At 67.3% G+C, this 21,529-nt stretch carries 19 protein-coding genes; 13 read left to right on the top strand and 6 right to left on the bottom strand.

What is annotated here, in order from left to right; genetic code table 11:
• Window positions 1–11: 11 nt before the first annotated feature.
• The 3 genes from yjfF to AC0IYS_RS19635 are packed head-to-tail and all read left to right on the top strand — an operon-like array spanning window position 12 to window position 3,026.
• Window positions 12–1,016 (top strand): galactofuranose ABC transporter, permease protein YjfF, encoded by a 1,005-nt coding sequence (gene yjfF, locus AC0IYS_RS19645; protein ID WP_471708909.1) that lies wholly within the window; start codon window positions 12–14, stop codon window positions 1,014–1,016.
• 34 nt (window positions 1,017–1,050) lie between these two features.
• Window positions 1,051–2,022: a glycoside hydrolase family 43 protein gene (locus AC0IYS_RS19640; protein WP_471706755.1), complete on the top strand. Its 972-nt coding sequence runs from the start codon at window positions 1,051–1,053 to the stop codon at window positions 2,020–2,022.
• A gap of 56 nt (window positions 2,023–2,078) precedes the next feature.
• On the top strand, window positions 2,079–3,026 hold the full coding sequence (locus AC0IYS_RS19635; protein WP_090314101.1) for a LysR family transcriptional regulator: 948 nt from the start codon (window positions 2,079–2,081) through the stop codon (window positions 3,024–3,026).
• 217 nt (window positions 3,027–3,243) lie between these two features.
• Here AC0IYS_RS19635 and AC0IYS_RS19630 read toward each other — a convergent pair whose 3' ends face one another.
• Window positions 3,244–3,582 (bottom strand): four-helix bundle copper-binding protein, encoded by a 339-nt coding sequence (locus AC0IYS_RS19630; RefSeq protein WP_471706754.1) that lies wholly within the window; start codon window positions 3,580–3,582, stop codon window positions 3,244–3,246.
• A gap of 188 nt (window positions 3,583–3,770) precedes the next feature.
• Here AC0IYS_RS19630 and AC0IYS_RS19625 point away from each other — a divergent pair, with 188 nt between their 5' ends.
• The 4 genes from AC0IYS_RS19625 to AC0IYS_RS19610 all read left to right on the top strand — a co-directional run bounded on the left by AC0IYS_RS19625 (window position 3,771) and on the right by AC0IYS_RS19610 (window position 10,426).
• Window positions 3,771–6,191, top strand: a complete 2,421-nt coding sequence (locus AC0IYS_RS19625) for a penicillin acylase family protein (RefSeq protein WP_471706753.1) — start codon at window positions 3,771–3,773, stop codon at window positions 6,189–6,191.
• Window positions 6,192–6,275: 84 nt separating this feature from the next.
• Window positions 6,276–7,976 (top strand): carbamoyltransferase family protein, encoded by a 1,701-nt coding sequence (locus AC0IYS_RS19620; RefSeq protein ID WP_471706752.1) that lies wholly within the window; start codon window positions 6,276–6,278, stop codon window positions 7,974–7,976.
• 9 nt (window positions 7,977–7,985) lie between these two features.
• The gene (locus AC0IYS_RS19615) at window positions 7,986–9,386 is read left to right on the top strand and encodes a N,N-dimethylformamidase beta subunit family domain-containing protein (protein ID WP_471706751.1); all 1,401 of its coding nucleotides are present in this window, start codon (window positions 7,986–7,988) and stop codon (window positions 9,384–9,386) included.
• Complete coding sequence (locus AC0IYS_RS19610; protein WP_471706750.1) at window positions 9,383–10,426, top strand: glycosyltransferase family 9 protein; 1,044 nt, start codon at window positions 9,383–9,385, stop codon at window positions 10,424–10,426. The genes AC0IYS_RS19615 and AC0IYS_RS19610 overlap by 4 nt, the downstream gene beginning before the upstream one ends.
• Before the next feature lie 34 nt (window positions 10,427–10,460).
• Here the strand turns inward: AC0IYS_RS19610 and AC0IYS_RS19605 are convergent, their stop codons facing one another.
• Genes AC0IYS_RS19605 through AC0IYS_RS19590 form a run of 4 tightly spaced genes read right to left on the bottom strand, consistent with a single transcriptional unit; the run spans window position 10,461 to window position 13,373 of the window.
• Window positions 10,461–11,552, bottom strand: coding sequence for a glycosyltransferase family 9 protein (locus AC0IYS_RS19605; RefSeq protein ID WP_471706749.1), 1,092 nt, complete (start codon window positions 11,550–11,552; stop codon window positions 10,461–10,463).
• Window positions 11,553–11,559: 7 nt separating this feature from the next.
• On the bottom strand, window positions 11,560–12,408 hold the full coding sequence (locus tag AC0IYS_RS19600) for a glycosyltransferase family 2 protein (protein ID WP_471706748.1): 849 nt from the start codon (window positions 12,406–12,408) through the stop codon (window positions 11,560–11,562).
• The gene (locus AC0IYS_RS19595; protein WP_471706747.1) at window positions 12,405–13,076 is read right to left on the bottom strand and encodes a DUF4254 domain-containing protein; all 672 of its coding nucleotides are present in this window, start codon (window positions 13,074–13,076) and stop codon (window positions 12,405–12,407) included. The genes AC0IYS_RS19600 and AC0IYS_RS19595 overlap by 4 nt, the downstream gene beginning before the upstream one ends.
• 9 nt (window positions 13,077–13,085) lie before the next feature.
• A complete protein-coding gene (locus AC0IYS_RS19590; RefSeq protein WP_471706746.1) occupies window positions 13,086–13,373 on the bottom strand; it encodes a DUF2795 domain-containing protein in 288 nt (95 codons plus the stop codon).
• 218 nt (window positions 13,374–13,591) lie between these two features.
• Here AC0IYS_RS19590 and AC0IYS_RS19585 point away from each other — a divergent pair, with 218 nt between their 5' ends.
• From AC0IYS_RS19585 to waaF, 6 genes are all read left to right on the top strand, one after another.
• On the top strand, window positions 13,592–15,466 hold the full coding sequence (locus AC0IYS_RS19585; RefSeq protein WP_471706745.1) for an ABCB family ABC transporter ATP-binding protein/permease: 1,875 nt from the start codon (window positions 13,592–13,594) through the stop codon (window positions 15,464–15,466).
• Between the two features lie 62 nt (window positions 15,467–15,528).
• Entirely contained in the window at window positions 15,529–16,482 is a 954-nt protein-coding gene (locus AC0IYS_RS19580; protein ID WP_471706744.1) for a glycosyltransferase family 4 protein, read from the top strand.
• 15 nt (window positions 16,483–16,497) lie between these two features.
• Entirely contained in the window at window positions 16,498–17,847 is a 1,350-nt protein-coding gene (locus AC0IYS_RS19575) for a glycosyltransferase (RefSeq protein ID WP_471706743.1), read from the top strand.
• Window positions 17,844–18,587, top strand: a complete 744-nt coding sequence (locus AC0IYS_RS19570; protein ID WP_471706742.1) for an SDR family oxidoreductase — start codon at window positions 17,844–17,846, stop codon at window positions 18,585–18,587. The genes AC0IYS_RS19575 and AC0IYS_RS19570 overlap by 4 nt, the downstream gene beginning before the upstream one ends.
• Complete coding sequence (locus AC0IYS_RS19565; RefSeq protein ID WP_471706741.1) at window positions 18,578–19,153, top strand: D-glycero-alpha-D-manno-heptose-1,7-bisphosphate 7-phosphatase; 576 nt, start codon at window positions 18,578–18,580, stop codon at window positions 19,151–19,153. Before AC0IYS_RS19570 ends, AC0IYS_RS19565 begins: the two co-directional genes overlap by 10 nt.
• Window positions 19,135–20,400 (top strand): lipopolysaccharide heptosyltransferase II, encoded by a 1,266-nt coding sequence (gene waaF / locus AC0IYS_RS19560; RefSeq protein ID WP_471706740.1) that lies wholly within the window; start codon window positions 19,135–19,137, stop codon window positions 20,398–20,400. Before AC0IYS_RS19565 ends, waaF begins: the two co-directional genes overlap by 19 nt.
• Here waaF and AC0IYS_RS19555 read toward each other — a convergent pair.
• Window positions 20,282–21,484: an acyltransferase family protein gene (locus AC0IYS_RS19555; protein ID WP_471706739.1), complete on the bottom strand. Its 1,203-nt coding sequence runs from the start codon at window positions 21,482–21,484 to the stop codon at window positions 20,282–20,284. The two genes, waaF and AC0IYS_RS19555, sit on opposite strands and share 119 nt — an antisense overlap.
• Between the last annotated feature and the right edge of the window lie 45 nt (window positions 21,485–21,529).

Raw genomic sequence — 21,529 nt, 5'->3', positions numbered from 1 at the left:
GCGCAACCGTCATGACCGGCGGCGCCGCCGGGGCCAAACCATCACGTCCGCGCAGCTTTACATCGTCGCCGTATTTCACCTCGCTGGTTACGGTGATGCTGCTGGCCGTGCTGCTGGTTGCCGGCGGCGCCGCCTATCCGGGTTTCCTGTCGCTGCAGGTGATGTTCAACCTGTTGATCGATAACGCCTTCCTGCTGGTGATCGCGGTCGGCATGAGTTTTGTGATCCTGTCCGGCGGCATCGACCTGTCGGTCGGCTCGGTGCTGGCGCTGACGACGATGATCTCGGCCTGGCTGCTGCAAACCTGGCATGTGCCGCCGCTGCTGGTGATCGCGATCTCGCTGGTGCTCGGCGCCGGCTTCGGCGCGGCCATGGGCGCCATCATCCACTACTTCAAGCTGCAACCGTTTATCGTCACCCTGGCCGGCATGTTCCTGGCGCGCGGCCTGTGCTACCTGATCAGCATCAACTCGATCACCATCGAAGATCCGTTCTTCGTCGCCATGTCGCAAACGCAGATTCCGGTGCTGGGCGGCTTCCTGTCGCCGGGCGCGCTGATCGCGCTGGCGATGCTGGCCATCGCCATCTACGTCGCGCACTGCACGCCGTTCGGCCGCGCCATCTACGCCGTCGGCGGCAACGAGCAGTCGGCGCTGATGATGGGGTTGCGCGTGGCGCGCACCAAGGTGCTGATCTACGCGTTCAGCGGCTTTTGCGCGGCATTGGCCGGCGTGCTGTTCTCGTTCTACATGCTGTCCGGTTACGGCCTGCATGCGCAAGGCACGGAGCTGGACGCCATCGCGGCGGTGGTCATCGGCGGCACCTTGCTGACCGGCGGTTACGGCTATGTCGCCGGCGCGCTGTCCGGCGTGCTGGTGCTCGGAACCATCCAGACGCTGATCGCCTTCGACGGCACGCTCAGCTCGTGGTGGACCAAGATCGTCATCGGCGGTCTGCTGTTTGTATTCTGCGTTGTCCAGCGCCTGATGGCGATCGGCGCGACGGCTAAAAAATAAGATATCACTGGAGAGAGCTTTGAAAACAAAACTGATGAAATTTGCCGCTATCGCAGCGGCGGGGATGGCTTTTGCCGCAATTAACAGCGTAAACAGCGCGCAGGCGGCCAACCCGATGTTCCCGAAACTGTTCACGGCCGATCCGTCGGCGTATGTCGACGGCGGCACGGTCTACCTGTACGTCGGCGTCGACAGCGCCGCGGTGACGGACAAGGACTATGTGATGAAGGAATGGCGCGTCTACAGCAGCTGCGACATGAAGAACTGGAAGGATCTCGGCTCGCCGCTCAAGCCGTCGGCCTTCAAATGGGCAATCGGCAAGGTGGACGCCTGGGCCGCCGACGTCACCAAGCGCAATGGTAAATACTACTTCTATTCGACCGTCGATCACGCGACCATCCCCGGCCGCGCCATCGGCGTGGCCGTCTCCGACAAGCCGGAAGGCCCGTTCGTCGATGCGCGCGGTTCGGCGCTGGTCACCAACAACATGACACTGGAAGCGCCGATCGCCTGGGACGATATCGATCCGGGCGTGTTTGTCGACGACGACGGCCAGGCGTATCTGTACTGGGGTAACACGGTGCTCAAATATGCCAAGCTCAAACCGAACATGACCGAGTTCGATGGCCCTATCCACACCGTGGGCATGGACCGCTTCACCGAGGCGCCGTATATGCACAAGCACAAGGGCGTGTACTACCTGTCGTATTCACGCGACTTCCCGGAGACCACCGCCTACATGATGTCGAACAGCCCGATCGGCCCGTGGAAGTTCGGCGGCGTGATTATGGAGAAAAACGCCAAGGTCAAGACCATCCACCAGGCGATCGTCGAATTCAACGGCAAGAACTACATCTTCTACCACAACGACAAGCTGCCCACCGGCGGCGAGTATCGCCGCTCGGTGGCGGTGGAGGAGTTCCAGTACAACGCCGACGGCACCATCCCGTTCATCAAGCAAACCAAGGAAGGGCCTGCGGCCAATCCTAGTTCGGCTTGCAAGTGATATTGAAATGATGGGTTTTGATGCAAAATCAATACCCATCGTGATATCATTTTCCTATGGATACTAATTCGAACTGGTTCCTGCGCGCGCGGCTCAAAACGCGCCAGCTGCTGCTGCTGATCGCGCTGGACGAACAACGCAACATCCACCGTGCGTCGGAAGATTTGCACATGACGCAGCCCGCCGCGTCCAAGCAGCTCAAGGACCTGGAGGAGATGCTCGGCGTGCAGCTGTTCGACCGTCTGCCGCGCGGCATGGAGCCGACCATTTACGGCGAAACGATGATACGCCACGCCCGCATGGCGCTGACCAGCCTCTCGCTGGCGCACGAGGACATCGTCGCCATCAAGGCCGGCCTGACCGGGCAGGTGGACATCGGCACCATCATGACCCCGGGGATTTCGCTGCTGCCGCAGGCGATCACGCGCACCAAGCAGGCCTCGCCGCGCTTGCGCATCGGTGTCGAGATGGAGCAGTCCAACATCCTGCTGGAGCAGTTGCAGCGCGGCCGGTTGGACTTCATGATCGGCCGCATACCCGAGCGTCAGAGCGCGCAGGGGCTGGCCTACGAGGAGCTGGGCGACGAGCCGGCGTGCGCGGTGGTGCGCCCCGGCCATCCGCTGCTCAAGGCGCGCAACCTGCAGCTGCGCGACATCGCCGGGCAACCGTGGATACTGCCGCCGCAGGGCAGCATCCTGCGCGCGCGCTGCGAGTTGATGTTCCGCCGCGCGGGCCTGGAAGTGCCGGGCAACGTGGTCGACACCACGGCGGTGCTGCTGATTAAACCGCTGCTGCAGCAGACCGACGCGCTCAATGTGATGCCGATCGCGGTGGCCAAGTATTACGAGTCGCAGGGTGTGCTCAACATCCTGCCGATCGAGCTGCCGTGCCGCATGGACGCTTTCGGCATCATCACGGTGGACGGCCATTTGATGTCTCCGGGCGCGGCGCTGCTGCTGCGCTACGTGCGGGAAGTGGCGAAAGACATCTACCAGATCGCCTGACCCGCTAAGTTAAAGCGGTTTTCGTAGGGCGGGTTAGCGGGCGAGGCCCGCTAACCCGCCCCGGGGGCCCACCGAAGGAGGCGGCCTAACCTGCCGGTAGGCCTTAAGAGGCGGAACGCCGTAATCCGCCATGAGCCGCCGACGGAGCTTGGCGGATTACGCTGCGCTAATCCGCCCTACATGATTTAGATGAGCGCTTAAGTTAGCGACATTACGCTCAGGCGGCCATTTTTGCCATCTCGCGGCACGAGTGCTCGCACACTTCGCAGGCGCGCAGGCACTCCTCCATGCCATCCGGGTCGCGGCAGCTCAGGGCGCAGGCGTGGCATACCTCGGCGCAGACGCCGCACAGGCGCTCGGCGAACGGCGAGCCGCTCAGCTGCAAATTGGCCGACAGCTCGCACACGGCCGCGCAATCGAACATCAGCCGCAGGTGGTCCGGCGCGACGTGCCGCCCGCCCATCTGCAGGCAGTGGGTCATCGCGGTCTGCAGGCAGGCCTGATGACAGTTGGTGCAGGCGTCGATACAGTCCTGCATGTTGGTCACGGTATCCATGGCGCTCCTTTCTCTTCCGGGTGGTCTAAAACTCCATGGTAGGCCGCCGCGGGGGAGGCCTCTGTGCGCGGACTCTCTTTATGGATTGCCGATCTGATATCGAAGAAGTGTAAGTTCGTGGCCCCCGATTGCCTGCGGAGTGGATTCTCTGGCACTATTGCCGGATTGATCTGATTTCCGGGAATGGTATGCAAAAGAGCAGGCTGACGGTGTGGTCCAGGCGGATCTTGTTGGTGGCGGTGGCGTTGCTGGTCCTGGCGCTGTTGGCGGCATGGTTGTATTTGCGCGGTAGCCTGTCCCAGTTGGACGGCACGCGGCAGGCGGCGGGGCTGGAGACCACCGCCAGCGTCGCGCGCGACGAGCGCGGCGTGCCGGTGATCAGCGGCGGCAGCCGGCTCGATGTGGCCTACGCCACCGGTTTCGTGCACGCGCAGGAGCGCTACTTCCAGATGGATTTGCTGCGCCGGGCCGCGGCAGGCGAGTTGTCCGAACTGTTTGGCGCGCGCGCGCTGCCGGTGGACAAAGCGCGCCGCTTCCACCGTTTCCGCGCCCGCGCCGACCTGGCGTTCAAGTCGCTGCCCGCGCCGGACCGCGCGCTGCTGGAGCGCTACGCCGCCGGCGTCAACGCGGGCCTTGGCGCGTTGAGCACCAAGCCGTTCGAGTATGCGCTGGTGGGCATGCCGCCGCGCGCCTGGGCGGCCACCGATTCGCTGCTGGTGATCTGGGCCATGTATTTCGACCTGCAAGGGAGCCTGCTGCCGCGCGAACTGTCGCGCGGCTGGCTCGCCGAGCATGCGTCGCAGGAGCAGCGCGCCTTCCTGGCGCCGGAGTCGACGCAGTGGGACGCGCCGCTCGACGCCGACAACGTGCCGGGCGAGCCGCCACCGATTCCGGCGGCGGCGCCGGCGTGGTGGGGCAAGCCAGGAACGGCCGGCACGGCGCCGTTGTCGAAAATGGCGTTCGCGCCTTTGCCCGTCGAGATGCTCAATACCGTCGGCAGCAACAACTGGGCGGTGGCGGGCAGCCGCAGCGACAGCGGCGGCGCCATCGTGTCCGACGATATGCACCTGGGCATCCAGCTGCCCGGCATCTGGTACCGCGCCGCCTTGCAGTTCCCGGACGCGAAGGGCGGCCAGCGCCGCGTGGTCGGCGTCACCTTGCCCGGCACGCCGGTGGTGGTGGCCGGCAGTAACGGCCATGTGGCCTGGGGCTTCACCAACAGCTACGGCGATTACCTGGATCTGATCGCGCTGGAAGCCGATCCGGCCAGGCCCGGGCAGGTGCTCACGCAGGCCGGTTGGGAGACGCCGTCCGTGCACGAGGAGACGATACTGGTCAAGGGCGCGCCGGCCGAGACGCTGGCGGTGCGCGAGACCTCGCTCGGCCCGATCCGCGAGGCGATGGGCCGCAGCTACGCGGTGCATTGGACCGCGCACACGCTGGCCGCCGTCAACGTCAATGTCCAGAGGCTGGAAGGGGCGGATACGCTCGACCAGGCGTTGGCGATCGCGCCGACGCTGGGCATCCCGGCGCAGAATTTCGTCGGCGGCGACGACAAGGGCAATATCGGCTGGACCGTCGCCGGTCCGCTGCCGCGCCGCGCGCCGGCCGGCGTGGAGATCACCTATCCGTTGGCCGCCGACGACAAGGCCGGCGTGTGGGATGGCTGGCTGGCGCCGGCCGAATATCCGAAGGTGGTCAATCCGGCCGGCGGCCAGCTGGCCACCGCCAACAGCCGCCAGCTGGCCGGCGCCGGCGCGGCGTTGATCGGCGATGGCGGCTTCGATCTGGGCGCGCGCACGCACCAGGTGCGCGAGGACCTGACGGCGCTGGGCGCCAAGACCGACGTCAAGAAGGTCTACGCCATCGCGCTGGACGACCGCGCGGTGTTCCTGGCGCCGTGGCGCAAGCGGGCGATCGTGGCGCTCGACGGCAAGGCGGTCGCCGACCATCCGCGCCGCGCCGAGGCGCTGGCGCTGCTGAAAACCAGCTGGACCGGCAGGGCCAGCGTCGATTCGGTGGGCTACCGCATCACGCGCGCCTACATGTACGCGCTGTACGACATCCTGTTCGAAAACGCCGACCAGCAGATGGCCGCGATCGACCCCAAGGCCAGCATGGCGGCCATCAGCGCGCGCTGGCCGGTGATGCTGGCGCGCCTGCTGGACGAGCAGCCGCCAGGATGGCTGCCGCCGCAGTTCGCCGACTGGCAGGCCTTGCAACTGACCGCGCTGGACCGCGTGATCGCCGACCTGACCAAGGACGGCAAGCCTTTGTCGGAGGCCACCTGGGGCAAGCGCAATACCGCCGCCAGCGCCCATCCGATGGCGTCGGCGCTGCCGTTGGTGGGCCGCTTCCTGAAGGTGGCGCCGGACATGCTGGCCGGCGACCAGCACATGCCGCGCGTGGCCGGGCCGATATTCGGACAGTCCGAGCGCATGACGGTGACGCCGGGGCGCGAGCAGGAAGGCATCTTTAATATGCCGGCCGGCCAGAGCGGCCATCCCTTGTCGCCGAATTTCCTTGGCGGCCGCGAGGATTGGCTCAGCGGGCGGGAGTCGCCGCTGTTGCCGGGGCCGGCGAAGCATACGCTCACGTTCGTAAAGTAGAGGCAGAACTAACCCGGCATCCCGACGCTCTAACCTGCAGGACGCGGCGCGCGGTGCGTTGCGTCCCGGCACGGGGAGGCGACGATGGAAGACGAACCGGTGGTGTTGGGCATAAACCGAACGCAGGACGCCAGCGCTTGCCTGCTGCGCGGCTCGACCCTGCAGTGGGCGATACAGAAGGAGCGGCTGAGCCGCGTCAAGCATCACTGGGGCAGGCCGGGCGACCTGCGCGACTTTTACGCGGCGCGCCTGCCGGGACTGGACGCGCCGGTCGACGTGCTGGTCGAATGTTACTCGTCCGACGCCGAGATCGACAATCTGCCCGTCTACGAGCGCGAACTGGCCGCGAGCCTGAAGCTGGCGCCGCACGCGCGCCGCGCCCGCATCTCGCACCACGTGGCGCATTTATATAGCGCCTTTCATCCGTCGCCGTTCACGCGGGCCGCCGTCATGGTCATCGACGGCCAGGGCAGCGCGGTGGCAGATTTCACCGAGCATTGGGCCGACGCGGCCGCCGTGCCGGGGCACTGGCGCGAGGTGTCGTCGTTTTATATGGCCGACCGCGGCCACCCCGGCCACCCCGCGCGCATCGACTGCATCGGCAAGCAGCTGTGGGAGCGCGACGAGCAACAGCCCGCCGGCCTCGGCATGTTTTATTTCATGCTGACCCAGGCGATTTTCCCCGGCGAAGGCAATGAAGGCAAGGTGATGGGCCTGGCGCCGTTCGGCGACCCCTACGCGCTCGGCATGCCGCCGCTGGACGTCGACGGCTGCCGGGTGTTCATGCCGGATCGCTGGCGCGCGCTGCTGGCCGAGCGCCAGCGCTTCCGCTACGCGCCAACGGGCGGCGGCGTGTTCCAGGATATCGCCAATCTGGCGGCGGCGGGCCAGTCCGCCTTCGAGGATGCCCTGTTGCAGGTAGCGCGCTGGCTGCATGCGCGCACCGGCGCCGACCAGCTATGCTTTGCCGGCGGCACCGCGCTTAATTGTTCGGTCAACGAGCGGCTGATGTGCGAGACGCCGTTTCGCTCGCTGTTCATCCCGCCGACTCCGGGCGATGGCGGCACCGCGCTCGGTTGCGCGGTCTACGGTCTGACCGAGCTGGCCGAACGCGGCTGCGATTTCCGCTGGCGCGACGATTATCTGGGCCCGCAGCCGGATGCCGCCGCTATCGAGGCGGCGCTGCGCGACGCGGACGACCTTGTCGTCGAGCGTTTGGATAGCCGTGAGGCGCTGTGCGCGCGCATGGTCGATCTGCTGGCGGGCAACAAGGCGCTGGCGCTGTACCAGGGGCGCAGCGAATTCGGCCCGCGCGCGCTGGGGCACCGCAGCATACTGGCCGATCCGCGCACCGAACGGATGCGCGACTGGATCAATGCCCGCGTCAAGCAACGCGAATGGTTTCGGCCGCTGGCGCCGGTGGTGTTGCTGGAGCGGGCCGGAGACTATTTCGACCTGATGCATGCGGCGCCGTTCATGCAGTTCGCGGTGCCGGTCACGCCGTTCGGCGCCGAGCGCCTGGGCGCCACCACCCACATCGACCGCAGCGCCCGGCTGCAAAGCGTGGGGCCGGACGACGACCCCTTGCTGCGCGCCTTGCTGCTGGCGTTCGAGGCGCGCACCGGCGTGCCGGTGCTGCTCAATACCTCGTTCAACCGCAAGGACGAACCGATCGTCGAGACGCCCGCCGAGGCGGTGGAGGCATTCAGGGCCACGCCGTTGCATGCCTTGGCCATGCCGCCTTTTTGGGTGCGCAAACGGGTCGAACCCGATGCGCCGTTCTGAGGGCGCGCCATGATTCAGCTCTATCCCGCGCCCGCCAGCGTGCTGCCCGGAGAGCGCCTGGTGCTGCATGTGTCGACCGACCAGCCGCGCTTTCGCGTGCACTTCTTCCGCTGGAGCGTGGCCTTGCAACCCGTGCTGCGCTCGGACTGGTTGCGCGGCGAGCATGCGCCGCCGCGCGGACCGGATCAGGATTGGCACTGGCCCGCCTATGGCTTCGAAATCCCCGGGGACTGGCGCTCGGCCGTCTACATCGCCTGCTGTGAAACGGACGGCGCGCAGCCGCCGGCGCCGTGGATGCCGCAGGCGGCTGCGCTGTTCGTGGTGCGCGGCGCCACGCGTGGAAGCCTGCTGGTCAAGCTGCCATTGGCGACCTGGCACGCCTATAACCACAGCGGTGGCGGGTGCTTTTACGACAATCCGCCGCGCTCGACGCACCCTCCCGGCGCGCGGTTGTCGCTGCGGCGGCCCGGCGGCGGGATCGGCGGCGCGATCTTCGGCGCGCCGGATCATTACGACACCAGCTCGCCGCGCCAGAGCTTTGCGCACTGGGACGCGCGCTTCATCCGCTGGCTGCTGCGCAACGGCTACGAGCCGGCGTTCTGCACCGATTTCGATATTCACGCCGACCCCGATTTGTGCGGGCGTTACAGTTTGTTGCTCAGCGCCGGCCACGACGAATACTGGAGCGAGCCTGCGCGCGACCATGTGGAAGCGTTCATCGCCAACGGCGGCAACGCTGCCTTCTTCGGCGCCAATCTATGCTGGTGGCGCATCCACTACGTCGATCAGGGGCGGGCGATGGTTTGTCATCAAGGCGGTCCGCAAGGCGCGCTCGATCACTGGTGGCCGCGCGGCGGCGCCGGCCGGCCGGAGGACGCGCTCGGCGGCGCCAGCTATCGCCACGGCGGCGGATGGTGGGACGGTCCGCGCCGCGTCCCGGGCTATACCGTGCATGCGGCCGATCATTGGGTCTTCGCCGGGACCGGGCTGCGGCGCGGAGAGGTGTTCGGCGCCGCCACCCGGCCACCGTTGATTGGCTACGAGTGCGACGGCGTTCCGTTGGAGCGCGAAGCGGAAACGGGCGCCCGCGCAGGCGCCGGCATCGGAGCGTCGGATGCGTTGCCGCGTGTCGCCTTGGCGGCGTCCAGCTACGGCACACCGGCGACCTACGAACTGCTTGCCAGCAGCGTGTTGGGCGACGACTGGCAGGAATTGCCCGCGCGCGAGCAACACGCGGCCGGGCAGGGCATACACGCCGCCTGCATGGGACTCTTCGAACGCGGCGGCACCGTGTTCAGTGCAGGCACCACGGACTGGGCCCAGGTGCTCGACAGCGGCCAGGACACCCCCGTCGAGCGCATCACCGCCAACGTCATCGACCGCCTGCTGGCGGCTGGGGGGGCGCGATGAACACGCCGTTGTTGCAGCGCATAGGCGAAGGTCCGGTAGCGGTGTTCCGCGCCTTGTACCTGGGCGACATGCTGTGCGCGGTGCCGGCGTTGAGGGCGTTGCGCGCGGCCTTGCCGCAGGCCCGCATAGTGCTGGTGGGCCTGCCGTGGGCCGAGCAATTCTCGAAGCGCTACAGCGCCTATCTCGATGGCTTCGTCGCCTTTCCCGGCCATCCCGATTTGCCGGAACAACCCGCGCTGCCGTACGCCCAGGAAGACTTCTATTCGTACATGCGCGAACAGGAGTTTGCGTTGGCGTTGCAGATGCATGGCAGCGGCGAGGTCACCAATGGAATCGTCGCCGCGTTCGGCGCCGGCACCCAGGCCGGCTACGGCACCGTTGCCAAGTCGCCGTGCGGCCGGAAGCACGCGTTGCCTTTTCCGCAGCACGGGGCCGAACCATTGCGTCTGCTGCGGCTGGCCCGATGGCTGGGGGCCGACACCATGGGCTGCCGCCTGGAGTTCCCCTTGATGCCGGAGGACTGGGAAGAGTTGGAACACACCGGCGCCGCGCGCGGCCTGCCGCCCGGCGGCTACGCATGCATTCACGCCGGTGCGCGCCTGCGCGATAAATGCTGGCCGCCGGCGCGCTTCGCCGAAGTAGCGGACCGCCTGGCCTTGGAGCATGGGCTGAAGATCGTTTTGACCGGTTCCGCCAGCGAGGCCGATCTGGCACGGGCCGTGGCAGCGCGCATGGACACGCCCGCGATCAACGCGACGGTGCCGATGTCGGTGGGGGCGATGGCGGCGTTGATGAGCGGGGCGCGCTTACTGATTTGCAATGACACCGGGGTGTCGCATATCGCCGCCGGCCTGGGGTTGCGGAGTGTGGTGATATTCAGCAAGGCCGACATGGGGCGTTGGGCGCCGCTGAACCGGCGACTGCACCGCTGCATCCGCGATCCGGAAGGGCGCAAGACGCAGCTGGTGCTGGCGCAGGCGCGTTCGCTGCTGGCGGGGGCGCGCATGGCGGACGCGGCGGCGCGGCGGCATTGGGCCTAAGTTTTGGGTGTTGGGTGGTGGGTTAGGCCGATAGTCATTCGACGTCCCGGAACAATTCCAACGCCAGCGCAATCACGTCGTCGTGCCCCACATCGGCGACGAAGCTGACGTCATGGGTGCAGCGTGTACGCAGATTCTCCTGGCCGCACTCGGGACAGTGCACGCGTGTGGATATGGCCGGCCGCAACAGATGCTGCGCCAACGGGCACGACTCGATGATGTTCGTCAGCCAAAACACGCCAACCGCCGGCTTGCCCAGCGCCAACGCCAGATGCAGCGGCCCCGTGTCGTTGGAGACGATCAGCTCGGCCCGGTCGAGCAGTCCGCACAGGCCCGACAGCGGCAGCCTGCCGGTCAGGTCGATCGGGCGGTGGCGCATGTGTTGCACGACAGCCCTGGCGGTGTCTGCCTCGGCATCGGTGGCGCTGATGACGACTTGTGCGCCCGCATCGGCCAGCGCATCGGCCACTGCGGCAAATCCCGCCGGCGGCCAGCAGCGGCGCGGGTCGCTGGCGCCGGGATGCACGACGACCAGCCGTGCGCCGGCATGTCCGGGCAGTATCCGCTGAGCCATGGCGCGGTCGGAAGCGGTGACCTCCAGCTCCGGCGACACCAGGCACGGGCGCGCGCCGGCCAGCGCCGCGATCTGCAGCAGCTCGATGCGGCGGTTCGCCAGACGGCTGTAGGCGATGCTGCGGTCGAGCGTTGGAGCGCCCGGGGTCGTTGCGCCGGCGCTGACCATCGCGCCAAGCGAGGCGACGAAGCCGTTCGAGTAGGCGCCGCCGCCGTACATTTGCAGCGCCAGGTCGATGTGCATGCTGCGTAGCGCCGCCACCAGCTGGCGCGCGGACTCGGGTATCGGCCCGTCGGGCGGCGCGCCGATGCCCGGCAACGGCGGCATGGCGATGACATCGTCCACAGGTCCCGGACGCCCGTGCAGGAACTCGGCATGCCAGGGCTTGCCCAACAGTGTGATGCGCGCGGCGGGATAGCTGTCACGCAGCGCGTGTAAGGCCGGCAACGCGAAGATGTAGTCGCCCAGCGCGTTCGGCCGCAATACGACGATGTGCCGGACCTCCGGCGGCAGCGAATCTGGCGGTTCCGGTTGCGTTTTTGGCGTCGACATGCTGGACTTAGCCTTGTCGCGGCGGCGGGACGTCGCCACGGAGCATCTCGGCTTGTCGCAGCACATGCGGCGCGTTGCAGGCGCGCTCCGTGATGGTGGTCGGCAGTTCCATGTGATAGGCGCCCGACGGGATGATGCCGCAACCGCCGAAGCGCGCCATCACTTGCAGCTGCGCTTGCGCGTCCTCGCCGCAATGCTCGGCGGGCAGCTGGCGCCAAAAGTCGAAACCGCCGGCCGCGCGCAGCTTTGCCGTGTCGTACAGCACGCAGCCGCCTATCCACGCCACCCGGTAACATTGGCTGTTGGCGCGGGTTATGCCCAACCTTGATTGCACGTGGAACAGGTTGGCGGCGCTGTGCAAGTGATGCCGCCGCCATGCCGGCCCGTCCGGGGCGATCGATTCCGGCGCCACTGGCGATTGCCAAAACTCAATGGCCTCCTCGTCCGGGCGCACGTCGCCGACGTGGCTCAGGCCGTGCAGTGCGCTGCCGACGAAGCCGCATCGCTGTTCTGTGATGGTACTTAGCAGCCGCTCGATCAAGTCGCTGTCGAGCAGCACATCGTCATCGAGAAACAGGCAGTAGGGCGCGCGGGCGCGGGACAGCAGGAAGGCGCGCTGTTCGGCCATGCCGCGCCGTGGCAGGTGGCGCGACGCGCTGACCTCGTGCCCTTGCGCGAGCAGAAAGCGCAGCGCGGCCAGTACCGATGGTTGCTCCAGCGAGCCGCCGCCGTCCGATTGGTCCGAGATGACCACCCGCAGATGCGGCGTGGACTGTGCCGCCAGCGATACCAGCGTGGCCGTCAGCGCTTGCGGGCGGTTGCAAGTGGGTAGCAGGACATCGACCAGCCCGCTCACGGTCCGCCCCCTTGTTTGTAAGCAAGGGCTGCCCGCGTTCCATACAGCCACGGATTGAGCGCGGGGTCGTTGTACATCTTGAACTGGCGGTAAACCTTGAAGCAGGCGGCGCCCGACGCCACCTCGCCCAGCAGGCGGTCGAGGCAACCGGCCAGGTCGTCGCGTTGCGCCGCGAGCCGCTCGAGCCGGGCGGCGCACTCGGCCATGTGCGCCGCACCCGCCTCGGCACGATGCGCCTGTATGCGCATGTGAAATATCTTCAGCGCGAGTATGGACAACCTGTCGATCATGGCGCCAGCCGTTTCACTGCTCAGCCGCGCGGCGGCCTGACCGGCGCCTGTGGGCGGCGGCGTCGCCAGTGCGGACAGCCGCGCCAGCAGCGCCTCGTCGATCGCTTCGACGGCGTCGTTGCGCAACTGGTTGTGGCGATCGATCGCGCGCTTGCTGGCCGCGATGATCTCGGCGCCCACATCCTTGCGCCGCGCGCGATCCTCTTCCTGCCACAGCAGGCGGTTGTGATGGTGGTTCACGCGGATGGCGCGCCAGACGGCATCCGCCGCATCGCGGCGAACGGTGTCGTGATCGCCGGCTTGCGGATGCAGCAGCGCTTCGTCGTGGAAGTGGACGATGGCGCGGGCGTCCGGCGGCGAGGGCAAGTGGCCTTGCATGGTCGCCGCTCAGTGGTCGCGGCGGCGGCGGCCGCTGCCGCCGCCGTCGCCGTCGCTATCGTCGTTATCGTCGCGGTCGTCGTCGCCACGCTCCGCATGGTCCTGCGACGGCCCCTTGAACGCCGCGCTGACGTCGGCCGGCGTCTGGAACTGCTCATCGGGCAACTGGTCCAGCGACGCGCAAACGCTTTCGTCCGCTCCCTGCTGTTTTGCGGTGTCGATCAGCGTCTGCTTGTCCGTGGGATAGTCGACGCCTTTCAAATACTTTTGGATCTGGATCGGATTTGCATGGGCCATCTCGGTCTCCTTGAAATCTTGCGTCTTCCCGGACGCTGCGCTGGACGCTGCCGTTGACACCGCGCCTGATACATATGACCGCCGGATGGCCGTCGGGTTCCGGAGACGCGCCACAAACTTGTGCGGGATCGACGACGGGCACTTCTGCCGCCAATGCCGGTCCAACCGAAGCGCGCGCGCACCGTGCGTGCCGGGTATGGGCCAGGGGGACGGCAAAGATGAACGAGCGCAAGGACGGCGCAGGGGACGGCGCGCGGCAAGTGGAAACAGCGGTGGGCGGGGAAACGGCAACGGCCGGCGTGCGCTGGAGCGCGTGGTGGCGGCCGCGACCGGGCGAGGCCGCCTACGACATGTGGTGCCTGCTGATCGGCTACCGCTGGCGCATCGTCGCCGCGCTGCTGGTGCTGGTGCTTGCCAAGGTCGCGACCGTCGCCGTGCCTTTGCTGCTCAAGCGCATCATCGAGGCGCTCTCCGGTCCCGTGCAACTGGCCGCGGTGCCGCTGGTCCTGCTGGCAGGCTACGCGCTGTTGCGCTTCGCCGCCACCCTGCTCAACGAGTTGCGCGACCTGCTGTTTTCGCGTGTGGCGCAGAGCACGGTGGCCTTGTACGCGCAAAAGACCTTCGCCCATCTGCATGCGCTCGGCGCGCGGTTTCACACGCGGCGCCAGATCGGCGGCCTGCTGCCGGATATCGATCGCGGCACCAGCGCCATCGCCTTCCTGTTGGGTGTCGGACTGTTCACGCTGGTGCCGACCCTGATCGAAATCGGCATGGTGCTGGCGGTCATGCTGGCGCGCTACAGCGGCTGGTTCGCCGCCATCATCGCGCTGACCTTTATCGCCTACGGCGCTTACACGCTGTTGTTTACAGGGCGCCGCAGCACCCATCAGCGCCGCGTCAACAAGCTGGACTCGCACGCCAAAAGCCGCCTTGCCGACAGCCTGATCAACTATGAAACCATCAAATACTTCTGCAACGAGGCGCTGGAGGCGCGCCAGTTCGCGGCCATCATGCAGAACTGGCGCGAGGCGGTCGGCCACAACCAGCGCGCGCTGTTCATCCTGCATGTCGGGCAGAGCGCCATCATCGCCGCCGGCGTCGCCGCCGTGATGCTGCTGGCCGGGGACGCCGTCTGGCGCGGCCGCATGACGGTGGGCGACCTGGTGCTGGTCAACGCCTATGTATTGCAGGTTTGCCTGCCGCTCAACGCGCTCGGTTTCATCTACCGCGAAACGCGCGACGCCAGGGTCAACGTCGAGCGCCTGTTCGCGCTGCTGGGCGAGCGGCCGGAAGTGGACGCATCGGCGGCGCTGCCGGCGTTGCGGACGGCGGGCGGCGAAGTGGTGTTCGAGGGCGTCGGCTTTCATTACGAGCCGGAACGGCCGCTGCTGGGCGATATCAGCCTGCGCGTCGCACCGGGCCGCACGCTGGCGGTGGTCGGCAGCAGCGGCTCCGGCAAGTCGACCTTGGCGCGCCTGCTGCTGCGTTTCTACGATCCCACGGCCGGCCGCATCCTGGTCGACGGCCAGGATATCCGCACCGTCAGTCCCGCCAGCTTGCGCCAGGCGATCGGCGTGGTGCCGCAGGAGACCGTGCTGTTCAACGACACCATCGCCTATAACATCGGCTACGGCCGCGTCGGCGCCAGCCTGGCGGACGTGGAGCAGGCCGCCCGCGCGGCCCATTTGCACGACTTCATCGCCGCGCTGCCGCAAGGGTACGACACGCTGGTGGGCGAGCGCGGCGTCATGCTGTCCGGCGGCGAGCGCCAGCGTCTGGCCATCGCCCGCATCGTGCTGAAGAACCCGCCGATGCTGATTTTCGACGAAGCCACGTCCGCACTTGATCCAGCTTCAGAACACGCAATTCAGCTGGAACTTAACCGCCTGTCAAAAAATCGAAGCATTATGATCATCGCGCACCGGCTCTCGACGGTCGTCGGCGCCGACGAAATCATCGTGCTGGAGCACGGTCGCATCGAGGAGCGCGGCACGCACGCCGAGTTGCTCGCGCAGCAGGGTTTTTACGCGCGGCTGTGGCAGCTCCAGCAGCGGGTGGAACAGGAAACGGCGCAACGTCACGTGGTGTTTTGAACCGGAGGCGGAATGAAAGAACCGGCAATCTCGTTTGTCATGGGCGGCGTCATGTCCGGGGGATGCCCATGCGTGCCCTAGACATCCTGACCTGGCATACGCACGGCAGCTATCTCTACTATCTGAGCCAGGCGCCGCACCGCTTCCACGTCGTGTCGCGGCCGCGCCGTCCGCCAGGTTATGGCGGGCGTTGTGGCGATATGCCCTGGGGCGACAATGTCATCGACCTGCCCGCCGAGCAAGTGCGCCGGCGGCGCTTCGATTGCATCATCTACCAGGACGACCCGCAGTATTTCCGCGACCAGTACGAGCTGATGACGCCCGAGCAACGCCATCTGCCACGTATCTACGTCGAGCACGACACGCCCCGTCCGCATGCGACCGATACCGTGCATCCGATCGACGACCCCGGCTTGCTGCTGGTGCATGTGACGCCCTACAACGCGCTGATGTGGGACAGCGGGCGCACGCCGTGCACGGTCATCGAGCACGGCGTGAGCGTGCCGTCCGGCATCGCCTATCGGGGCGCCCGCCAGCGCGGGCTGGTGGTGGTCAACCACCTGGCCCGGCGCGGACGGCGGCTCGGCGCCGACCTGTTCGCCGCCACGCGCGCCCAGGTGCCGCTGGACCTGGTCGGCATGGGTTCCGACGAGCTCGACGGGCTCGGCGAGATCGCGCACGGGCAATTGCCGGATTTCATGGCCGACTACCGCTGGTTTTTCCATCCGGCGCGCTACACCAGCCTCGGGCTGGCGGTGATCGAAGCCATGATGGTCGGCCTGCCGGTGGTCGGACTGGCCACGACGGAGCTGCCGACCGTGATCGAAAACGGCCGCAGCGGCTTCATCGATACGCGGCCCGAGCGGCTGGTCGACGCCATGCGCGCGCTGCTTTGCGAGCCGGGACTGGCGCGCGAACTGGGCGCGCGCGGCCGCGCGGTGGCGCTGGAACGCTTTCATATCGACCGTTTTGTCGCCGACTGGAACCGTGCGCTCACGCGCGTGACCGGACTTTAATCAGGAGCCCTTGCCATGCTGAAAATTGCCCTCATCAGTGATCACGCCTCGCCGCTGGCCGCGCCGGGAAGCATCGACTGCGGCGGCCAGAACGTCTATGTCGCGCACCTGGCCTGCCAGTTGGCGCGCCTCGGCTGCCCGGTCGACATCTTCACGCGGCGCGACAGTCCGGGCCAGGCCCTGCTGACGCACTGGCAGCGCAATGTGCGCGTGGTCCATGTGCCGGCCGGCCCCGCCAGCTTTGTCGGCAAGGAGGAGATGCTGCCGCACATGGCCGAGTTCGCGCGCTTCGTGTCCGGTTTCGCGCGCGACCAGCGGCCCCGCTACGACATCGTGCACGCCAATTTCTTCATGTCCGGGCAGGTGGCGCGCGAGTTGCGGCGCGCGCTGGACATCCCGTACGTGGTCACGTTCCACGCGCTCGGCATGGTCAGGCGCATGGCGCAGCGCGGCGCCGACGGCTTTCCCGACGAGCGGGTGGCGATCGAGCGCGTGCTGATGGGCGACGCCGATCGCGTCATCGCCGAATGCCGGCAAGACTTGCAGGACATGGTGCGCCTGTATGGCGCCCGGCGCGCCAACATCGACATCGTGCCGTGCGGCTTCGATCCGCTGACCTTGTGGCCGGTGCGCGAGAGGGCGCGCGCACGGTTGGGACTGGCGGAGGACGAGTTCGTTGTGCTGCAGCTGGGCCGCATGGTGCCGCGCAAGGGCATCGACACGGTCATCGAAGGCGTCGCCGAGCTGGCCGCGCGCCACGGCGTGCGGGCCCGCCTGCTGGTGGTCGGCGGCGCGGCGGCGCCAGGCGGCGGGCACGAAACCGCCGAACTGCGCGCGCTGATGGCGCTGACCGGGCGGCTCGGCCTGGGGCAACAAGTCACCTTCACCGGGCCGAAGGCGCCGGCCGAGTTGCGCTACTGGTACAGCGCGGCCGACGTGTTCGTTACCACGCCCTGGTATGAGCCGTTCGGCATCACGCCGGTGGAGGCGATGGCTTGCGCCACGCCGGTCATCGGCGCGGCGGTGGGCGGCATCAAAAGCACCGTTGTCGACGGCCGCACCGGCTATCTGATCGCGCCGCGCGACCCGGTCCAGCTGGCCGCGCGGCTGCACCGGCTGTATGCCGATCCGGACCACGCGCGCAAGCTCGGCCGGGCCGGCTGGCGGCGCGCGCATCGTTACTACACATGGCGCGGCGTCGCCCAGCGCATCCTGTCGGTCTACGAGGGCGTGATCGCGAGACACGCGCGCCAGGCCGGCGGCGCCGGCAAGGCCGACAGGGTCGAGCAGCTCGCCCAGGTTGGGCGGCTGGAAGAAACGGCCAGCGCGCCGACGCGGGAATTTACCTTGGGAGGTGCCTCATGATGCATAGCGATCTCGATAGCAGTCTGGAGGGCAGGGTGGTGCTGGTGACGGGCGGTGGCAGCGGCTTGGGCGAGGCGCTGTGCCGGTTGCTGGCCGGCGCCCGCGCCTGCGTCACGGTCGCCGATATCGATGGCGGGAAGGCCGGTGCGCTGGCGCAGGCCTTGCGCGCGAAGGGCCTGCGCGCCGATTCCGCCGGGCTGGACGTCGGCGACGCGGCAGCGGCCGAGCGCATCGTCGGGCAAACCGTCGGCGCTTGGGGGCGGCTCGACGTCTTGATCAACAACGCCGGCACGGATCTGACCTTGCCGATGACGGAGCTGGCGCCGGCGGACTGGCTGCGCGTCATCGCAACCAATCTCAACGGGCCATTCTTCCTGTCGCGCAGCGCCGCGAGGCACATGATCGGGGCCGGCGGCGGGCATATCATCAACATTGCCTCGACCGCCGCCAAACGGGCCTGGCCCAACGCCTCGGCCTACCACGCCAGCAAGTGGGGCTTGCTGGGCTTGTCGCATGCGATGCATGCGGAATTGCGCCCGCACGGCATCAAGGTCACGGCCGTCATTGCCGGCGGCATGCGCACGCCGTTTCTGCTGGACCGCTTTCCCGACCTCGATCCGGAAACGCTGCAAGACCCGATGAACGTGGCGCGCGCCGTCAAGGCCGCGCTGCTGCTGCCCGCCGAATCGGTGGTGGCCGAGTTGACGGTGCTGCCGTTGCGGGAGACGTCATGGCCGTGAGCGCGGCCGGGGCGGCCGTCTTTCTCGACAAGGATGGCACCTTGATCGACGACGTGCCTTACAACGTCGATCCCGGGCGCGTGACGCTGGCGCCCGGCGCGGTCGCGGGTCTGCGCAGGTTGAGCTGCCTGGGCTACCGTTTGTTGGTGGTCAGCAACCAGCCCGGTGTGGCGCAGGGCCGCTTCGACGCCGGCGCGCTGGAGCCGGTGCGGCAACGGTTGGCGCAGTTGCTAAGCGAGCAGGGGGTGCGTCTGGAAGGATTTTATTACTGTCCCCACGCCCCTGATGACGGCTGCGCCTGCCGTAAGCCGCTGCCCGGCATGCTGTTGACGGCCGCCGCCGAGCACCAGGTCGATCTGGTCGCCTCGTGGATGATCGGCGACATCCTCGACGATGTCGAAGCGGGCGCGCGCGCCGGCTGCCGCACCATCCTGGTCGACAACGGCAACGAAACCTTATGGCTGCGCTCGCCCTTGCGCACGCCAACGTGGATCGCCTCCGACCTGGACGCGGCCGCGCAGCTGATACAGGCGACCCGGGGAATGTCATGCCTGGCGTCGCTATGAGTGCCGTCGCCATGGAGCGGCATGATGCGCGGGCGGGTGGCGCGCGCGCCTGGGCCGGCGCCACCCGCATCCTGTGCGTGCGTCTCGACAACATGGGCGATGTGCTCATGTGCACCCCCGCGATGCGCGCGCTGGCCCAGGCGCTGCCGGGACGTCGGCTGACATTGCTGGCATCGCCCGCAGCGGCCGCCGTCACGCCCTTCATTCCCGAGTTGCACGCCGTGCTGACGTTTTCGGCGCCGTGGGTCAAGGGCTGCCATCCGGCCGATGTCGATGACACGCGGGAGTTCGCGGGCCGTTTGCGCGCGGCCGGTTTCGATGGGGCGGTCATCTTCAGTTCGTTCAGTCAGAGCGCGCTGCCGGCGGCGCTGCTGTGTTTTCAGGCCGGCATTCCGCTCAGATTGGCGCACTGCCGGGAGAATCCGTATCAATTGCTGACCGACCGGGTGGCCGACCCCGAGCCGGAGCAGGGCATCCGGCATGAGGTGCTGCGGCAGTTGTCCTTGGTCGCGGATATTGGATGCCGCACCGACAACCAGCGCTTGTCCTTCGCCGTGCGCGAGGCCGATCTGGCGTGGGTGCGGGAGCGGCTGCGTCCGGTGCTGGCCGGCGCCGCGCGGCCATGGGTGCTGATGCATCCCGGCGCCAGCGCGCCGTCGCGCCGCTATCCGGCCGCGCACTGGGCCGGCGTGGTGCGCCGTTTGAACCAGGAGCGAGGATTGCCGGTGGTGCTGAGCGGCGAGGCGGGAGAGGCGGAGTTGATCGCCGCGATTATCCGCGAGTCCGGCGTGTCCCGGGCCTCGACGAGGATGGCCGACGCGTCGGCGCACTCGCTGGCGGGCGAGCTCGATTTGGGGAAGTTGGGCGCGCTCATCGCGCTCGCGCCGGTGTTCGTTTCCAATAACACCGGCCCGGCGCACATCGCGGCCGCGCTCGGAACGCCGGTGGTCGATTTGTATGCATTGACCAATCCGCAGCACACGCCGTGGCAGGTGGAAAGCCGGGTGCTGTTCCACGACGTGCCCTGCCGCTACTGTTACAAGAGCGTTTGTCCGCAAGGGCATCACCGATGTCTGGCTGGCGTCGCGCCCGAGAGAGTGGTCTCCGCCATCGACAGCCTGCTGGCTCTTACACCGTCGCCGCCTCCGCCTGGTAACCATGCTGCGCCTTGGCCGGCCGCCGACCCAAGCCAAACAACGGCCGCAACACGCCAACCCGCCGCACCGCTTCGAACACCCCGAAGCTGATGCAGAACGTCAGTACGACCAGGATCAAACCCTCGGTCACCGGCGCCAGTTTGAGCGGCTTGAAGCTATGCGCCATGGTGACGATCAAGGTCTGGTGCAGAATGTAGACCGGGAACACCGCCTCCGTCAGATACCGGCGCTTGGCGCTGTCGAACGACAGGTGCCGATGCCCGAATCCGCAAACGGCCATGATCGGCACCCACTGGCACAGGCAATAGACCAGGCGCATCACCGGCTTCCACTGTGCGACGGCCGGCGATGCCGCCTGCGCCTCCGGGATCGAGTAGTAGCAAACGATCGCCGCCCAACTTGCCAGCCATAAACCCAGACCGGTCCAGCGCAGCTGCTCCACGTTCGCCCAGAAGCCGCGCTGCGTCGCCAGCAGTGCGCCCAGCAAGAACAGGTAGAAAGATTGCGCGTGGTTATACCAGTCGTCGAACAGTCCATGCGTGGTCGGGAAACTATCGGCCAGCGTGAAGCGGGCGATCGCCAACCCGATCACCGGCAGGATAATGATCTTCCAGCCCGTCAACAGCCGCCCGAGCGCGTTGGACCAGGCTTGCAGGCGCGGTCCGGCCAGCCAGGCGATGCCACCGATGAGCATCGTATAAACCCACAGGTAGGCGACAAACCACAGGTGGTTCCAGGTCGGCATGTCGAGGCAGTCGTCGCCACGGCAAAATCCCTTGTAGCTGGTAATGTACAAATGCATGAATTCGCCGTAACCGCCTTTGTAGGCCACTTTCTCGACGACTTCGAAGTATGCCTGCGGCGGCACGATGACCAGCATGCCAAACACCAATGGCACCAGCAGGCGCCAGCTGCGTTGCTTGAGCAGCGTGCCGACGCGGAGCTTTTTCAACATGAAGGCGCTGGCGACGCCCGAGATCATGAACAGCAATCCCAGCCGCCATGGCGACGACAGGATCATCAGCGGTTCGATGGCGTGGCTGGTGTCGGGGCTTTTGACATGCCAGTCCCACGTTACGTAATACATGCCGGTGTGGTAAAGAATGAGCAGGAAAAACGCGAAGATGCGTATCCAATCGAGGAAGTACAGGCGGTTGTTGTCGGGGTTGTGCATTGCTGGCTCTCGTCGTAGGGTGCGATGGAGCCAGTCTAGGTAATG

This window comes from Duganella sp. AC237, from assembly GCF_979254035.1.
The sequence above is the reverse complement of the archived record's forward strand: the minus strand, read 5'-3'. Positions and strand labels throughout refer to the sequence as shown.

What these genes read in the sequence shown, in the direction of transcription:
- AC0IYS_RS19625 (WP_471706753.1), top strand. Translation starts at nt 3,771, where the DNA reads ATGCAAAAGAGCAGGCTGACGGTGTGGTCCAGGCGGATCTTGTTGGTG.
- AC0IYS_RS19610 (WP_471706750.1), top strand. Translation starts at nt 9,383, where the DNA reads ATGAACACGCCGTTGTTGCAGCGCATAGGCGAAGGTCCGGTAGCGGTG.
- AC0IYS_RS19590 (WP_471706746.1), bottom strand. Translation starts at nt 13,373, where the DNA reads ATGGCCCATGCAAATCCGATCCAGATCCAAAAGTATTTGAAAGGCGTC.
- AC0IYS_RS19635 (WP_090314101.1), top strand. Translation starts at nt 2,079, where the DNA reads ATGGATACTAATTCGAACTGGTTCCTGCGCGCGCGGCTCAAAACGCGC.
- AC0IYS_RS19570 (WP_471706742.1), top strand. Translation starts at nt 17,844, where the DNA reads ATGATGCATAGCGATCTCGATAGCAGTCTGGAGGGCAGGGTGGTGCTG.
- AC0IYS_RS19615 (WP_471706751.1), top strand. Translation starts at nt 7,986, where the DNA reads ATGATTCAGCTCTATCCCGCGCCCGCCAGCGTGCTGCCCGGAGAGCGC.
- AC0IYS_RS19585 (WP_471706745.1), top strand. Translation starts at nt 13,592, where the DNA reads ATGAACGAGCGCAAGGACGGCGCAGGGGACGGCGCGCGGCAAGTGGAA.
- AC0IYS_RS19630 (WP_471706754.1), bottom strand. Translation starts at nt 3,582, where the DNA reads ATGGATACCGTGACCAACATGCAGGACTGTATCGACGCCTGCACCAAC.
- yjfF (WP_471708909.1), top strand. Translation starts at nt 12, where the DNA reads ATGACCGGCGGCGCCGCCGGGGCCAAACCATCACGTCCGCGCAGCTTT.
- AC0IYS_RS19595 (WP_471706747.1), bottom strand. Translation starts at nt 13,076, where the DNA reads ATGCAAGGCCACTTGCCCTCGCCGCCGGACGCCCGCGCCATCGTCCAC.
- AC0IYS_RS19605 (WP_471706749.1), bottom strand. Translation starts at nt 11,552, where the DNA reads ATGTCGACGCCAAAAACGCAACCGGAACCGCCAGATTCGCTGCCGCCG.
- AC0IYS_RS19640 (WP_471706755.1), top strand. Translation starts at nt 1,051, where the DNA reads ATGAAATTTGCCGCTATCGCAGCGGCGGGGATGGCTTTTGCCGCAATT.
- AC0IYS_RS19620 (WP_471706752.1), top strand. Translation starts at nt 6,276, where the DNA reads ATGGAAGACGAACCGGTGGTGTTGGGCATAAACCGAACGCAGGACGCC.
- waaF (WP_471706740.1), top strand. Translation starts at nt 19,135, where the DNA reads ATGCCTGGCGTCGCTATGAGTGCCGTCGCCATGGAGCGGCATGATGCG.
- AC0IYS_RS19580 (WP_471706744.1), top strand. Translation starts at nt 15,529, where the DNA reads ATGCCCATGCGTGCCCTAGACATCCTGACCTGGCATACGCACGGCAGC.
- AC0IYS_RS19565 (WP_471706741.1), top strand. Translation starts at nt 18,578, where the DNA reads ATGGCCGTGAGCGCGGCCGGGGCGGCCGTCTTTCTCGACAAGGATGGC.
- AC0IYS_RS19555 (WP_471706739.1), bottom strand. Translation starts at nt 21,484, where the DNA reads ATGCACAACCCCGACAACAACCGCCTGTACTTCCTCGATTGGATACGC.
- AC0IYS_RS19575 (WP_471706743.1), top strand. Translation starts at nt 16,498, where the DNA reads ATGCTGAAAATTGCCCTCATCAGTGATCACGCCTCGCCGCTGGCCGCG.